Origin of the sequence: Algoriphagus terrigena DSM 22685 (genome assembly GCF_000429445.1) — a bacterium.
Lineage (GTDB): Bacteria > Bacteroidota > Bacteroidia > Cytophagales > Cyclobacteriaceae > Algoriphagus > Algoriphagus terrigena.
Genome location: NZ_AUBW01000015.1, coordinates 111,029 through 126,063 on the forward strand (window position 1 = coordinate 111,029; position 15,035 = coordinate 126,063).

The window sequence follows — 15,035 nt, forward strand, 5'->3', positions numbered from 1 at the left end:
TCTAAAGTTTGAGTAAAAGCATGGCAACCCCAAAATAGACGGCCAATCCCAAAAGATCATTTGTGGTGGTGATAAATGGGCCTGAAGCAATGGCCGGATTGATGCCAAACCGGTTCAGGACCAAGGGGGTCACCGTCCCCATAAAAGAGGCCATCAAGACCACGCAAAAGAGCGCCGTCCCGATCGTAACGCCGAAAATCGGCTCGAATCCATAGACGAAAACAACGACCAAAAATACAAAGACCGCCAAGACGGCCCCATTCAATACAGCGACGAAAAGGCCTTTCAGGAAGCGCTGCATGGGCGTATCGTCAAAGACAGATTTGGAAGCCAGCGACTGTACTATGAGGGAAGACGCCTGGATGCCGACATTTCCCCCGGTCGCAGCTATCAGCGGGATAAAAGACGCCAGAGCCAAGTATTTACTCAAACCGTCTTCAAACAATCCGATGATCTTGGCTCCCATCAGGCCTCCAAAGACGCCGATAAGCAACCAAGGGAGCCGAGCCTTGGAAATGGTAAAAACGGAGTCAGACTCCTCAATATCAGCCGAGACCCCGGCCATCGCCTGAATATCCTCCTCGGCCTCTTCCTGTACGACGTCCAGGATATCATCTACCGTGATGCGACCGACCAGTTTGCTCTTGGCGTTGATCACCGGCACAGATTCCAAGTCATACTTCCGCATGATCGCGGCGACTTCCTCCTGATCCATGTGCACCGGCACGGAGATGACGTCTTCATCAAAGATGTCCTCGATCTTGGTATCCGATGCTGCCAGGATGATTTTCTTCAGGGAGACCCTCCCCAGCAGTTGTTGTCGGTTATTGATCACATAGATGGAGTAGATTTTCTCCACGTTTTCGGCTTGGCGGCGGATCTCAGCGATGGTTTGTACGACGTCCCAGTTTTTGTTTGCCCGGATAAATTCCTTGGCCATGATCCCTCCGGCGGTATCTTCTTCGTAGCGGAGGAGTTCGAGAATCTGCCCCAGCTTGACCCGATCCTGGATTTCGGCGATGACCTCTTCTCTTTCCTTTTCGGGAAAAAGACTCAAAATATCGGCGCCATCATCGGAATCCATCAGTTCGATCCAAGAGCCGACCTCGGAAGCTTCCAGCTCGCGAACGACCTTGACCAAGGAATCCTCGTCCAGCTCGATCAGGATATCGGCCGCGAGTTGCTTTTCCAGTAGCCTGAGCACGTAGATCGAATCGTGCATATTGAGCTCGTCAAGGAGGGCGGCGATATCTGCCACATTGACCCCATCCAGAGACTCCCGGATAGACTCAACCTGCTCCTGCTCAATCTCCACACGGAGACTTTCCAGGTATTCCTTGGATAGCTCAAACTGCTTAAATTGCTCCACGGCCTAGTTCAATTTGCTGGGTCAAATACACAAAATCCGCCACATCCAGCTGCTCGGCGCGCTTGTCGAGGATCGGATTGGTCTTGAATTCCTCCGAAAGCCCAAAGGGTTTGAGCGCATTTCTAAGGGTTTTTCTGCGGGTCGCGAACCCACCTTTGACCACCTTGAAGAAAAGTTTTTCATCGCAATCCAGTTTTTGCACAGAATTGCGGGTCAGCCGGATCACGCCAGAATCAACCTTTGGAGGAGGATTGAACACTCCCGGAGGCACGGTAAACAAATATTCGATGTCATACCAAGCCTGCAAAAGAACCGACAAGATCCCGTAGTCCTTGTTTCCCTTTGGCGAAGCGATCCGCTTGGCAACTTCCTTTTGAAGCATGCAGACGACCTCCGTGACACGGTTTTTTTCCTCCAGTACTTTGAAAAAAATCTGGGAGGAGATGTTGTAAGGAAAATTTCCCGCAATGGCATATTGATCAGGCAGAACCCGCTCGGAATCGTATTTCAGATAGTCGCCCTCAATGATCCGCTCTCCAAACTGGGGATACTTCTGATGCAGGTACACGATACTTTCCTTGTCGATCTCGATGAGGTAGAGTTCTTGGGGATTCTTCAACAAAAAATCAGTTAAAACTCCCATCCCGGGGCCAATTTCCAGCACCTGGTTGACACCGCGATGGCCCGTGACTGCCTGTGCGATACGCTCCGCAATGCTCAAATCTGTCAGAAAATGCTGTCCAAGGTGCTTCTTAGGTTTGACTTTTTCCATCCTCCGGCTCTGATAAATTTTTATAAATTGCGAAACCAAAAATAAGGGAATATTCCAAAAGGTCGGGGAAATTTGTCCCGAACCCCATTTCAGCAGATCAACTCATGAACGCAAAAAAACAACGACCCATCCTGGGAATCAGCATTGGAGACATCAACGGAATCGGCATCGAGGTAACCCTGAGGGCCTTGGCAGACAACCGCGTTTACAAGGCTTTTACGCCGGTGATATACGGGCATGGGAAGGCGTTGACGTTTTACCGGAAGCTCATGAATCTGGAGGATTTCAACTTTGTCCAGATTCGCAGCCTGGATGAGATCAATCACCGAAAAGTGAATGTGATCAATGTCATGGAGGAATGTCCCGAAGTCATCCCCGGGGTAGAGACTCTCGAGGCGGGAAAGATGGCTTTGGAGGCGCTCAAGGCTGCCGTGCAAGATCTCAAGGACGGAAAGATTCAGGGACTGGTGACCGCGCCGCTGAATAAGAACAATCTGAATTCGGAAGATTTTAAGTTCATCGGCCATACCGAATACATCACCCAGGCTGTCGGAGCCAAGGAAAGCCTGATGACAATGGTAGACGACGACCTTCGGGTGGCGCTGGTGACCGGACATCTCCCGCTCGCAAATGTGTCACAAACGATTACCAAATCACTGATCCAGCAGAAAGCCAACATTTTCCTGAAAAGTCTGGAGAATGACTTCGGAATCAACAAGCCCAAAATCGCCATCTTAGGTCTGAATCCACATGCCGGCGAGGATGGCCTACTGGGCGAGGAGGAGGAAAAGACTATCAAGCCTGCCATCAATGAACTCAAAGACCAACACAAGTACGTTTTTGGTCCCTACCCCGCTGACGGTTTTTTTGGAATGATGCATCAGAAAAAATTTGACGGTGTCCTGGCGATGTATCACGATCAGGGATTGATCCCTTTCAAGTCGATCGCATTCAGTTCAGGGGTCAATTATACCGCTGGATTGCCGGTAGTTCGCACATCCCCTGACCACGGCACCGCGTATAATATTGCAGGCAAAAACATCGCCGACGAAGGCTCCATGAGGGCGGCATTACTGTTGGCAGCGGACATTGTCAATCGTCATGACCCTCAAGAAGCCGATGCTTGAATCAAAAATGTTTAAGAATAGTGACTAAAACCAAATATAATTTCAATTTCTGTTTTAGCTAATTTAAAATATTGACTACATTTGCGGTCTTAAATCAGGAGGATGAATCGTGAAATTCTGGAAAACCTTTGATATTGAAGTAATTAAGTTCAAAGAAGGAAAACACGTCATTGACTTTGAAATTGGAGATTCATTTTTCCAAAACTTCGAAGACAATGAGATTGTCCAAAAAGGACATTTGACCATACGGGTCAATCTGAATAAGGGAGCCAACGTCATTGAGCTCGATTTTCACATCAAGGGTACCGTGCAGTTGACCTGCGACCGAAGCCTGGAAGTATTTGATCATCCATTGGATTTCTCCGAAAAGATGATCTATAAATACGGCGCTGAGGAGCAGGAAATAGATGAAGATGTGTACATGATCACCAGGGATACCCCTACGATCAATGTCGCTCAACTCATCTATGAATTTATACTGTTGGCCCTGCCTGCCAAAAAAATCCATCCGGATCACAGAAATGAGCTGGACGACGAGGAATTGGAAGTAGAAGGCGGATATGTGTATATCGATAGTGAGAGTGAGGAAGATGATACGGCTGAAGATCCGGATCCCCAATCAGAGAGCAAGCCTGTCGATCCCCGATGGGAACAATTAATGAAGTTAAAAAACAAAGAATAATCATAAACCACGCTTAAAATGGCACATCCTAAACGCAAAATTTCGAAAACCAGAAGAGATAAAAGAAGAACTCACTATAAACTGGAAGCTCCGGGACTGGCGAAATGCCCAACTACCGGCGAAATGCACCTGCCTCACAGAGCTTTCTGGCTTGATGGTAAATTGTACTACAAAGGACAAGTAATCATCGAAAAAGAAGTAAAGGCTTAATACCCTTCTGAATCGATATTTTCAAATCCATTCCCAACCGGGAATGGATTTTTTGTTTTACAAAACTGAAAACAGCTGAAATCGAGCATGCTGGCAGCAACAGATATTGGGATGCCTCGATAACTTCGGAGAAGCAATGCGAAGATTCTCCCGAACCGCCGCGGCGGACGGGTTAGGCTATCTGGCCTCTGAAAAAAAATTATAAACAGATGAAATGTAGTAAGTTGCATCCGAGTGAACGCTTGGGTTTTGGTGGTCAGAAGCCATTATGCTATTTTTGGCCTTCCTCAGGGATTTCCTGTAAAATAAACAACCTTGCCTGGAGCATTTTCAACCTATCTCGCTCCAATTAAACCTACACCAATGGACAAAATCAGAGCCATGATCACCGGCGTTCAAGGATACGTTCCTGAATATCGGTTGACAAATAAGGAACTCGAATCACTCGTCGAAACGAATGATGAATGGATCGTTTCCCGCACTGGAATAAAGGAAAGAAGAATACTTAAAGGTGAAAACCAAGGAACTTCGGTCATGGGTGCCGCGGCTGTAAAAGGCCTTTTGGAAAAAACAGGAACAGATCCCATGGATATCGAGCTGATCATCTGCGCGACGGTCACTCCCGATATGCCATTCCCTGCGGCCGCCAATCTCATTGCAGATCAGGTCGGAGCAAAAAAATCTTACAGCTTTGACGTCAGCGCAGCTTGCTCTGGCTTTCTGTATGCGCTACAGCTCGGTTCGCAATTCATCCAGTCAGGCACACATAAAAAGGTAATCGTAGTCGGTGCGGATAAGATGTCCGCTATCGTTGACTATCAGGATCGAACCACTTGCATCCTCTTTGGTGACGGTGCGGGAGCGGTTTTGCTGGAACCAACCACCGAGGAACTTGGCGTGATGGATGCAATCCTGAAAGCTGACGGAGCGGGTGCACCCTACCTGCACATGAAGGCAGGAGGAAGCCGCAAGCCAGCGACTGCCGAGACTTTGGCAGCACGGGAACACTTCGCTTACCAGGAAGGCTCTACGGTATTCAAATTTGCTGTCACCAACATGGCCGAAGTAAGCGCCGAGGTCATGGAGCGAAACAATCTGACCGGAGACGACATTGCCTGGCTGGTCCCCCACCAAGCCAACAAACGAATCATTGATGCGACCGCAAACCGAATGGGAATCGGATCAAGTAAAGTAATGATGAATATCGAGCGATACGGCAACACCACCGCCGGCACGATCCCCCTGTGTCTTTGGGAATATGAAAGTCAACTTAAAAAAGGCGATAACCTGATCTTGGCGGCCTTTGGAGGTGGATTCACCTGGGGCTCAATCTACCTGAAATGGGGCTACGACCCGAAATAATCAAAAACAGCACAAATAACTTATGGCAAGTACCGCAGATTTTAAGAATGGACTTTGTCTGGAAATGAACAACGATATCTATTCCATCGTCGAATTCCAACACGTAAAACCAGGAAAAGGCGCCGCGTTTGTCCGCACCAAGATGAAAAGCCTCAGAACGGGCAAGACTCTAGAAAAGACCTTCAACGCCGGGGAAAAAGTAACCACTGCACGCGTCGAAAAAAGGCCTCACCAGTTCCTGTACAAGGATGACATGGGCTATAACTTCATGGACACCGAATCCTTCGAGCAGATGTCCCTGGAAGAGCGACTGATCGAAAGACCCAATCTCCTGAAGGATGGACAAAACGTGGACATCCTCGTACATGCTGAACAGGAAATCCCGCTTTCCGTCGAACTGCCTCCTTTTGTGGAACTGATGATCACCTATACCGAGCCTGGCATCAAAGGTGACACGGCCACCAACGCACTGAAACCCGCCACCGTAGAAACCGGAGCGACTGTGATGGTGCCGCTTTTTGTGGAGCAGGATATCCTCATCAAGGTGGATACCCGAGATGGCTCGTATTCAGAAAGAGTAAAATAGCTATTGATAGCTGCATGATTTGATTAAATTATGCAGCTTTTCTGTTTTTAACCCAAACTATGATGTCTGAAGACATTGCACAAAAAAAGAACCCTATGAAAGCTAAAGAGATCCAGGAATTGATTGACTACATCTCCAATTCCGGCCTGGCAGAGGTCAAAATCAAGACCGAGGAATTCGAACTTTCCATAAAAAAATACGCTGAAAGCGCCCATGTAATTCATGCCGCAGCACCGGCACCTGCTGCTCCGGCACCCGTAGCAGCAGCACCCGCTCCAGCTGCCGCACCGGCACCTGCTGCAGCTCCAGCACCTTCCAACCTGTTGGAGATCAAATCTCCGATGATCGGAACTTTCTACCTCACTCCAAATCCAGATTCTCCGGCTTTTGTAAGCGAAGGTTCATCCATCAAAGCCGGCGAGACCGTCTGCATCATTGAAGCGATGAAGCTTTTCAATGAGATCGAGTCTGAGATATCTGGCAAAATCGTGAAAATACTCGTCTCCAACGCCACTCCGGTAGAATACGACCAGCCGTTGTTCTTGGTAGATCCAGCGGGTTGATTTTTTCACTAAACAAAACAAGACCGTGTTTAAGAAAATACTGATTGCAAACCGCGGAGAAATTGCGCTTCGAATCATCCGTACCTGCAAGGAAATGGGCATCGAAACTGTCGCAGTCTATTCTACCGCGGACAAGGATAGTTTGCACGTACGCTTTGCAGATGAGGCCGTTTGTATTGGGCCGGCACCAAGCCGTGAATCCTATCTGAATATCCCGAGGATCATCGCCGCAGCAGAGATTACCAATGCCGATGCAATTCACCCGGGTTACGGGTTCCTTTCGGAGAATGCTGAATTCTCCAGAATCTGTGAAGAGTACGGCATCAAATTCATCGGTGCTTCGCCGGACATGATCGCCAAAATGGGCGACAAAGCTACCGCAAAAGCAACCATGAAAGCCGCTGGTGTGCCGACGATTCCAGGTTCGGACGGACTAGTCGACACCATCGAACAAGGCCTCAAGATTGCGAACGAAATGGGCTACCCAGTCATACTGAAAGCTACCGCAGGTGGCGGAGGACGCGGCATGAGAATAGTAAAGGAAGATTCCGGCTTCAAAAAAGCATGGGACGATGCCAAGATGGAATCCGGAGCTGCGTTTGGAAACGACGGGCTCTACCTCGAAAAATTCGTGGAAGAACCCCGGCATATCGAGATCCAAATCATCGGAGATAGGACCGGCAAAGCTTGCCACCTTTCCGAAAGAGACTGCTCGATCCAAAGAAGGCATCAGAAACTGGTAGAAGAGACTCCCTCCCCATTCATTACCGATGAACTTCGCGAAGCGATGGGCAAAGCCGCCATCAAAGGAGCTGAAGCTATCGCCTACGAGGGTGCCGGAACGATCGAGTTTTTGGTAGACAAAAACCGCAATTTCTACTTCATGGAGATGAACACCCGAATCCAGGTGGAGCATCCGATTACTGAGGAAGTCACGGATTTTGACCTGATCAAGGAGCAAATCAAGGTAGCGGCAGGAGAGACAATCTCCGGAAGAAATTACTATCCGAAGCTTTTCGCCATGGAGTGTCGAATCAACGCCGAAGATGTGGCTCACGGATTCAGACCAAGCCCAGGAAAGATCCTCAATCTTCATATTCCAGGTGGCCGCGGTGTCAGGGTGGATTCCCACGTGTACGCTGGCTACGTCATTCCGCCCAACTACGATTCGATGATCGCTAAGCTTATCGTAAGCGGCCAGTCTCGAGAGGAAGTGATCGTGCGGATGAAGCGCGCCTTGGAAGAGTTTGTGATCGACGGCATCAAGACCACGATTCCTTTTCACATCGCTTTGCTGAATAACGAGCAGTTCAAAGACGGTGACTTCACCACCAAGTTTTTGGAGACCTTTGATTTTTCGGTGGTTAAATATTAAACATTAAAACCGTATTTAAATCAAAAGCCGCTCTGAAGAGCGGCTTTTTTGGTTTTACCGCCCTAGGTTTAATCTGTTATCAGGACCTTTGAAGTTCTTTTGGGCGCTGGGTGAAGTTTGCAACTTCTCCCTAATTTACTTACTGATTTACGATTATATGAACTGAATAGAATATAGTTCATCACCTTACGCAGGTTTCAAATTTCTATTTATATAAAGGTGTAGATTCAATCTACACCTAGGCCCAAATCACATTCTTGCTACTCCCAGTTAGAATAAATCACCTAATTACATTTTCTATCCACTTCAATTATTATCCTGCTATGTTCTGGATTTTTTCTTGAATATTCCACAAGATAACATTGTCGTTTTTGAATTTGATGACTAGTAGGCTGATGTGCCTATAAAGATTTCCCTCATGAGAAAATCCATATTCTATATAATTCCCCCTGCTTTTTATATAATAGTTTCTAATTACAAGCCCAACAGCAAACATTTTATTTTCTTCTATGTCTTGCTTCTCATTTCCCCTTGAATACAACACAAATGAAATAATTCCTATCAAAATCAAACTTCCTAAAACTGGGAAAGTCCATGTTTCTTTCTTCATTTCTTCAAATTATCTTACAGATCTGCAGCTCCATTAATAGCAATACCACTTGAAATTTCACAAGCTGATTTTGTAAACTACTGATTATCAATATTCTTACCCAGTTGGGAATCATCTCATGAAAATCTCTTTAGATTTTATCCACTTATCTTCTTGTAATTTTTAAGCAAACATATTAAGATCAATAGGGCAACTGCATTTAATCCAATTTCAAAATTTGAGCCTTTGACATCATATTGAATTGTAAACTCCGAAATCGGAAAACTTATATTAAATACCCAACTGGTGAAGTCTATAACTGAAAATATCACACCAATCCCCAAAACCATAGAATATTGTAAGCCTTTAAAACTAAATACAAACAGGCTTAGAAAAAAAATAAAAAAACTACCTATATGGGCAATTTTGGCTTTTTCTCCAATAATATTTAATCCAAAATAAATAATCAATAAACTAATGCTAGACATATATAGTATATAAAAAATATACACAAAGTTAAGCATAACCGGACTTTGAAATACAGTCATCAAGACTGTAATAACCCCAAGAAATCCAGACAATACGAGGTAATAACTTAACAATTTCATTCCCTATATACCCTATTTAATTTATTATTCGATTTCAACAAAACATATGGCAACAAATTGATTACCGATTTTATAATTGGTTGAGAATATGTTGCTATCTACTACTACTACTACTGTCACAGTCTTTTATTTGTTTGGTTAAAATTCTTAAGGACTCAGTTACAACCCTCAAGGATCAATCTGGATTCTCTTTTGCACACGTTCAAAATGATCATTTCCGAAGAGCCAAGCCTCCACCAGCCAGTGGCCGGCAGTGTCAAAGGTGAGGTTTCCTGTTTTACTTTTGCCCCGGTCGAAGGTCAGACCACCATCTATAAACTGTAGCGGATTGGCGCTGACTAAGCCGACACTTCTACCCGAATAATCCGGCCGTCTCGGGACGCTCACATCCGAAAGAAAATACCTTTCCTTGGGAAGGTTGTTTTTCAAAAAATATTCATTGTTTTTGGTGTAAAACACCACCAACCCGTCTCCCACTGCTTCGCCCAGATTGGTGGCTTCTACGGTCGCACGATGGTAGTACAATTCGATCCGCTCCAGAGAACTCATATCTAACTTCCAAACGTCATCCGCAAAAACCGGTCGGTAAAAGTCAACCAAGACCAGAGGCTTCTTGTTGAACTTCACATTCTGATCGTCGGTGTTGGCGATAAATATTTCTTTGCCGGTACTGGAGCTAGACTTTCGTAGTCGGATCTGCGGTACCACTTCTTTCAAGAAGGACTCCACGTCAGGAAACTCCTCGTAGTCATCTAAATGGTAGACTTTATCGGCAGTGAAAGGCGATTGAAGCTCCACCACCTCTTGCGTGACGTCAAAATGCTCCTGATACAACTTGCGGTTGACAAGCGCTTCTAAAATTGGCTCTGACAATGAAAATCTGAATCCAGCGGGCTGCGTAGCACTTTGGAATCGAGAATTGATATCCGTCGACCAGGATTTGTAATCGTACATCGGACTGTAATCCTTAAGCAGCAATGGATTTTCTATAGCATTTCCCAAAGCGAAAACCAAATTGGGTGTCTGAGCGGTGGAATTCAAACTCTCCCAATTAGGATGATTGAGAATCTCCACAAAATCAAGTACTTGCGTATCTTCTTCCATGCTAGCCACGATGATTCCACTGCCGATTTGCTGTGAAAATCCCGACAGATCCACCTTCATCTCTTCCCCTACTTTTCCTCTGGAACTTACCTGCATCTGTCCGGAATTTTTCGCCGCCAATTGCACCTGATAGCTCCAAATCGTCCGATTGGATGAGTCGATTACAGAAATCTTGAAGGAACTGAGATTTTGGTACAGCGACTTGTTGAGAAGTGCTTTTGCCTCGCTGGTCTTGATTTCTTCCAAAATCATCCAGTCGGTATGTGTGACAATCTTGACATCGAGCGTCTTCGCCCCTGCTTGATAACTCAGAGAAAAATCAGCAGGATCCCAGTGCCATTTTTGTGGCTCAATCTGATAATCCGCGTTTCTGAATGTGATCCGATACCCTTCCGACGGCTTTACCGATGACAACACTTTTTGCATCGGAGGCACAGCCTCAAGTACTTCAAGCGTCTTTCCGATAGCATCCTGGATCTCGATGACCTCTGGCTGGTCCGAGGTGTGGAACACACTCACCGGAGCATTTTCAAATGGGATTTGCTCCCAAAACAAGGCTGGCTCTCCCGCAGATATTGGCGAACTGGGATTCACCACCAAAAACTCCTTTTTCGCTATGGGAAAATCCTGAAAATTGGACATCCACTTGGTATACATCACGATAGAAAACACACCGGATTGGATGGATTCTGGGATAAAGAAATCTCCAAAAACCATATCCTGTCCGGTCAGGAGCATTTTTTCCTGATGAACCGGCTTACCTGCCGCATCCAATACAGCGATATAAGCCAGCTTGCTGTAGCGATAACTTTCGTGATTCTTAAGCAGTTTGGCAGCAAACCAAACTCGGTCGCCGGACAGATATAATTCCTGATCGGTCTGGACTACGAAGTTTTCCAACTCCTCGTTTTTCATTGAACGATCTTGACCAAAGGACTTGGAAAGAAAAGTCGAACAGCATAAAACCAAAAAGACAATTTTGAAATTCACGGCTTGAATGGTTCAGGAATGGGTAACAAAGTGTCAGTGTAGTAGGTGTTGCAGTTGCTATCTACATGTGGTATGGGCTCAAATGAAAAACTCAAGTTGGGATTCAGTCGAAAAATTTCAGCCCGATAAAGCATCTGTGAAAATATGGTCTCTTGGAACACCATAAAATTCCCCATGACCTCTTGCTCCGGATTTGTCAGACTTTTGATATTACCCTTGATCTTAAAGGGAGCGGGGTCAAATATACTTCCCGTGCTTCGCTGCTGCTTATCGATCAGCCGAAGGTATTCCAAGTTTTCTTTTGGAACGGTCTTCACTTTGGAATTGCTATAAAATCTACCCAAAGAGGTCACATTCAGCTCTCCCACTTTAACCGACGAGATGTTGTCTTGTTGGTATTCGCTGGACGCGAGATTCATTCCACCAAACATGCCAGGTACCGGACGGTAGCAATTGCAGGTGCAGTTTTCAGAGTCACTGGTAGCAAATACTTCGGAGATTCCGTCTGTTTCGATGTAGAAGCCTACCTCTTCAGCAGAGGGATTGCTGATACGCAGCTTAAGGTCTGCTACGACTGCGTTTATGGTCATCGGCACGTTACTCGAATAGACAATGAGGGGTTTTTCCTGCGGATCGATTTCCATCTCCTCCACCACCGAAGGCTCCGGCATTGTGACCCAAGCCGACTGATATTCTTCTTTTTCCCGGGTGATTACGGTCAGTCGATATTTTTCCCCGGATTGAAATTCTCGGACTTCCTGAGCTCTATAAATAAAGGCTGTATCCGGAACATTCCAAAAATAGGTTTTCAGTCCACTTTCATCTTCAACAAAAATCCTGTCCACTACTACGTTCGTGTATTCGGGATTGATGGCATCGGAGAGAAATGGCGCCGATCTATAAACTTTGACGTAGGATTGACCAGTGCTTGGTCCGAGCCAGGCATCTATGACCAAGTTAGAATCAGCAGCGGGGATATCGAGGTAAATCTCATCGACGCAGGCGATCAAGGTCAAAGAAAAAATAACGAGCCAAATTGCTGTTTTTTTCATTTGATGGTGAAGTTATAAGTGACCGATGGGATCATGGTCCCGATCACGGCTAAGCGATAGGATTTGGGAACTCCGGACAACTGGCCGGGCTGAAAAAACCAGGAGAAGGCGTTCTTTCTCCCATAGACATTGTAAAATGACACAGTGAGGTAGCTTCGATAGTTGCTGTTTTTCTTTTGGTAGAAATAGTAAGTCGCCCCCAGATCTAAGCGATGGTAATCGGGTATCCTCGCTTGGTTTCGCTCTTGGTAGTCGATCACGATATCGCCGCCGATGTCATAAATCCCGCTGGGAAGCGTAATCGGCCTGCCCGTTCGGTAATTGAAGGTCGCATTGAAAGACACTCGCTTCACAGGTTGCCATGAGGCGACAATACTCAGGTCGTGTGGCTGGTCCCAGTTGGCAGGAAAATACTCACCCTTGTTGATCGGATCCCCATAGTCCGGTACGACTTTTCTCAGCGTCCTGCTGAACGTATAGGAAATCCAGCCGCTGAGCTTGCCGGAGTTTTTCTTGATCAAGAACTCCGAACCATACGCATATCCTGTTCCCATCACCAAATCGGTCTCCAGAGTTGGATTGAGGAAAAGCTGCGCGCCGTCCCGATACTCGACGATGCTCGACATATCCTTGTAATACACCTCCAGCGAGGTTTCAATTTTATTTTGGTTGAGGTTTTTGTACAATCCTACCGCATATTGCCAAGCCTTCTGCGGCTGGATGTAAGTGTCGCTGAGTTTCCAGAGATCGACTGGTGCTGCCGCAAAGTTATTGGTCAGCAAATGCAAATACTGGATGCTTCGATTTGCCGAAGCTTTCACCGAAAAATCGTCAGTAAACGCGTACCTCAACGTAAATCGGGGCTCCAGTCCCCCATAGGACTTGATGATTTCACCTGCCGTGTACCGGACGGTATCGACAATCGTCTCAGGTTCCATAGGGATTCCTGGCTCATAGCTGTACACGTCTTTTGGCCCCAAAGCCAAGAAATGAGAATACCTCATCCCAAACTGTCCCTGTAGTCTGTCGCTGATTTTCCAGGGCAACTGAAGATAGAGTGCTCCTTCGACCCCCTGTTCATCCTGAATCTCTTTGGACTCGATCAGAGATTCTTCAGAACTTCTACTCAGATCTCCCATTCCCATCTGGTAGGAGTTGATTTGGTAACCAAACTGAAGGCCTTCCAGCTTTTCTCCGGACCATTCAAACTGCTGCTGAAGACCAATGTTGTCGATCGAAGATTTCAATTCAAAGTCGAAAGGACTGTCCTCGCCTACCACCGAATAGCGATAGCCCGAATAGACCAAATTAACCTCGCTCCCGAAATTTTCTCCCCAGTAGGCCTTCCACTTCAGGCTCGCCAGATTAGTCTGCCAAGTGTAGGCGGTATCAGCTCCAAAGCGAAAATAATCAGAACTTGTGTATCCACTGAAAGTCAGACTGTTTCGCTCATTGATTTGGTGATCAATTCTCAAGTTTCCATCCAAAAAATCGGTGCTGCTTTGGCTGACACTGGAATTAGGGATTTTTCGCAGCACCCAGGTAGGATAGGCTGCACGTACTGTCGCCATTAGTTGGGTCTTATTGTTCAGCGGACCGTTGGCTCCGAGCCTGCTGGAAAGGAATCCGACGCCACCGTTTAGCGACCATTGCTCCGCGCTTCCAGATTGGGTTTTGATATCCAAAACCGAGCTGAGCCTGCCTCCGTATTCGGCGGGAATGTCTCCTTTATACAGTGTGGCATCATTGACCGCATCCTGGTTGAAAATGCTGAAAAACCCGAACATATGTGAGGGATTGAACACCGGGGCTCCATCCATAAGGATGAGGTTTTGGTCCACTCCTCCGCCACGGACGTTGAAGCCGGAAGCGCCCTCTCCCACCGTGGAGACACCCGGCAGGAGCAGCATGCTCTTGACCACATCGACTTCGCCCAAAAGCGGAGGCAAGAGCTTCAGCTCCTCCATCGGCATCCGCGTAGCTCCGGGCAGGGTGCTCATCACATTGGCATCAATGGCGCGATCGGTCACCGTTACCAGATCCAACTCACTGACTGACTCAAACAGCGTGACATCCAGATCCAATTCTCGATAGACTTTGATGATCTTTTGCTCGGTTTGCTTTCCCATTGAGCTGAAATAGCCGATGTATGTTCCTTCGGGCACTTGGACAGAAAACTCTCCTTTTTCGTTAGCCTGCGCCGCCAATTCGAGTTGCGGAATCGAAAAAAGCGCTCCCGGAAGAAACGTCTTCATTTCGTTGTCCCGGATTTTTCCCTTTATCAAAAAGCTCCGCGACTCGGCCACGCCCTCATTGGTCTCTGCTCGCTCGTATCGCTCTCTCAAGTAGTCCGGATAGATGACCACATATTTCTCCTGAAAATCAAAAAAGCTGTATGGGACTCCCTCAGTCAGCTGTGCAGGCAAATCTTCGATCTTGTCAGCGTTCTCACTGCTAAGTTGCAAAACATCACTTTCGAGGATCAAAATCCTCTTCCCGGTAGCCTGATAATACCTTTCGAGATTTTGAGCGAGCACCACAGGATCGGGGCCGGATTGGGCCGACGCCAATGTGCAAAGCGATAAACAACCTAAAATAGTAAAGAGTAATTTCATCCAATAGTTGGTAGTCGTATTTGGCAAGGCT

14 protein-coding genes are annotated in these 15,035 nt (G+C 46.6%); 7 read left to right on the forward strand and 7 right to left on the reverse strand.

Going from position 1 to position 15,035, the window contains the following annotated elements:
- Position 1: 1 nt before the first annotated feature.
- Both mgtE and rsmA read right to left on the reverse strand, forming a co-directional pair.
- Positions 2 to 1,369, reverse strand: a complete 1,368-nt coding sequence (gene mgtE, locus G459_RS0114750) for a magnesium transporter (protein ID WP_026968333.1) — start codon at positions 1,367 to 1,369, stop codon at positions 2 to 4.
- Positions 1,356 to 2,141, reverse strand: a complete 786-nt coding sequence (gene rsmA, locus G459_RS0114755; protein WP_026968334.1) for a 16S rRNA (adenine(1518)-N(6)/adenine(1519)-N(6))-dimethyltransferase RsmA — start codon at positions 2,139 to 2,141, stop codon at positions 1,356 to 1,358. The genes mgtE and rsmA overlap by 14 nt, the downstream gene beginning before the upstream one ends.
- Before the next feature lie 104 nt (positions 2,142 to 2,245).
- Between rsmA and pdxA the strand changes: the two genes are divergently transcribed.
- The 7 genes from pdxA (at position 2,246) to accC (ending at position 8,046) form a co-directional block, all read left to right on the forward strand.
- Complete coding sequence (pdxA, locus tag G459_RS0114760; RefSeq protein ID WP_026968335.1) at positions 2,246 to 3,268, forward strand: 4-hydroxythreonine-4-phosphate dehydrogenase PdxA; 1,023 nt, start codon at positions 2,246 to 2,248, stop codon at positions 3,266 to 3,268.
- A gap of 109 nt (positions 3,269 to 3,377) precedes the next feature.
- Positions 3,378 to 3,950 (forward strand): YceD family protein, encoded by a 573-nt coding sequence (locus G459_RS0114765; protein ID WP_026968336.1) that lies wholly within the window; start codon positions 3,378 to 3,380, stop codon positions 3,948 to 3,950.
- Between the two features lie 18 nt (positions 3,951 to 3,968).
- The gene (gene rpmF / locus G459_RS29460; protein ID WP_084454520.1) at positions 3,969 to 4,160 is read left to right on the forward strand and encodes a 50S ribosomal protein L32; all 192 of its coding nucleotides are present in this window, start codon (positions 3,969 to 3,971) and stop codon (positions 4,158 to 4,160) included.
- A 363-nt stretch (positions 4,161 to 4,523) separates the two neighbouring features.
- The gene (locus tag G459_RS0114770) at positions 4,524 to 5,522 is read left to right on the forward strand and encodes a beta-ketoacyl-ACP synthase III (protein ID WP_026968337.1); all 999 of its coding nucleotides are present in this window, start codon (positions 4,524 to 4,526) and stop codon (positions 5,520 to 5,522) included.
- A gap of 22 nt (positions 5,523 to 5,544) precedes the next feature.
- The gene (efp, locus tag G459_RS0114775) at positions 5,545 to 6,108 is read left to right on the forward strand and encodes an elongation factor P (RefSeq protein ID WP_026968338.1); all 564 of its coding nucleotides are present in this window, start codon (positions 5,545 to 5,547) and stop codon (positions 6,106 to 6,108) included.
- 95 nt (positions 6,109 to 6,203) lie between these two features.
- Positions 6,204 to 6,671, forward strand: coding sequence for an acetyl-CoA carboxylase biotin carboxyl carrier protein (gene accB / locus G459_RS0114780; RefSeq protein ID WP_026968339.1), 468 nt, complete (start codon positions 6,204 to 6,206; stop codon positions 6,669 to 6,671).
- Positions 6,672 to 6,696: 25 nt separating this feature from the next.
- The gene (accC, locus tag G459_RS0114785; RefSeq protein ID WP_026968340.1) at positions 6,697 to 8,046 is read left to right on the forward strand and encodes an acetyl-CoA carboxylase biotin carboxylase subunit; all 1,350 of its coding nucleotides are present in this window, start codon (positions 6,697 to 6,699) and stop codon (positions 8,044 to 8,046) included.
- A 313-nt stretch (positions 8,047 to 8,359) separates the two neighbouring features.
- Here accC and G459_RS0114790 read toward each other — a convergent pair whose 3' ends face one another.
- From G459_RS0114790 to G459_RS27625, 5 genes are all read right to left on the reverse strand, one after another.
- The gene (locus tag G459_RS0114790) at positions 8,360 to 8,656 is read right to left on the reverse strand and encodes a hypothetical protein (RefSeq protein ID WP_026968341.1); all 297 of its coding nucleotides are present in this window, start codon (positions 8,654 to 8,656) and stop codon (positions 8,360 to 8,362) included.
- Between the two features lie 137 nt (positions 8,657 to 8,793).
- Positions 8,794 to 9,123, reverse strand: a complete 330-nt coding sequence (locus G459_RS0114800) for a hypothetical protein (RefSeq protein ID WP_169725037.1) — start codon at positions 9,121 to 9,123, stop codon at positions 8,794 to 8,796.
- Between the two features lie 288 nt (positions 9,124 to 9,411).
- Positions 9,412 to 11,262, reverse strand: coding sequence for a hypothetical protein (locus tag G459_RS0114805; protein ID WP_026968343.1), 1,851 nt, complete (start codon positions 11,260 to 11,262; stop codon positions 9,412 to 9,414).
- Between the two features lie 71 nt (positions 11,263 to 11,333).
- The gene (locus G459_RS0114810) at positions 11,334 to 12,389 is read right to left on the reverse strand and encodes a DUF4249 family protein (protein WP_026968344.1); all 1,056 of its coding nucleotides are present in this window, start codon (positions 12,387 to 12,389) and stop codon (positions 11,334 to 11,336) included.
- Complete coding sequence (locus G459_RS27625) at positions 12,386 to 15,004, reverse strand: TonB-dependent receptor (protein ID WP_084454522.1); 2,619 nt, start codon at positions 15,002 to 15,004, stop codon at positions 12,386 to 12,388. Before G459_RS27625 ends, G459_RS0114810 begins: the two co-directional genes overlap by 4 nt.
- Between the last annotated feature and the right edge of the window lie 31 nt (positions 15,005 to 15,035).

Bases quoted from the DNA above. Each gene is read 5' to 3' on its own strand.
- rsmA (WP_026968334.1), bottom strand. From the start codon at position 2,141: ATGGAAAAAGTCAAACCTAAGAAGCACCTTGGACAGCATTTTCTGACA.
- pdxA (WP_026968335.1), top strand. From the start codon at position 2,246: ATGAACGCAAAAAAACAACGACCCATCCTGGGAATCAGCATTGGAGAC.
- rpmF (WP_084454520.1), top strand. From the start codon at position 3,969: ATGGCACATCCTAAACGCAAAATTTCGAAAACCAGAAGAGATAAAAGA.
- G459_RS0114770 (WP_026968337.1), top strand. From the start codon at position 4,524: ATGGACAAAATCAGAGCCATGATCACCGGCGTTCAAGGATACGTTCCT.
- efp (WP_026968338.1), top strand. From the start codon at position 5,545: ATGGCAAGTACCGCAGATTTTAAGAATGGACTTTGTCTGGAAATGAAC.
- accB (WP_026968339.1), top strand. From the start codon at position 6,204: ATGAAAGCTAAAGAGATCCAGGAATTGATTGACTACATCTCCAATTCC.
- G459_RS0114790 (WP_026968341.1), bottom strand. From the start codon at position 8,656: ATGAAGAAAGAAACATGGACTTTCCCAGTTTTAGGAAGTTTGATTTTG.
- G459_RS0114800 (WP_169725037.1), bottom strand. From the start codon at position 9,123: ATGTCTAGCATTAGTTTATTGATTATTTATTTTGGATTAAATATTATT.
- G459_RS0114805 (WP_026968343.1), bottom strand. From the start codon at position 11,262: ATGAAAAACGAGGAGTTGGAAAACTTCGTAGTCCAGACCGATCAGGAA.
- G459_RS0114810 (WP_026968344.1), bottom strand. From the start codon at position 12,389: ATGAAAAAAACAGCAATTTGGCTCGTTATTTTTTCTTTGACCTTGATC.
- G459_RS27625 (WP_084454522.1), bottom strand. From the start codon at position 15,004: ATGAAATTACTCTTTACTATTTTAGGTTGTTTATCGCTTTGCACATTG.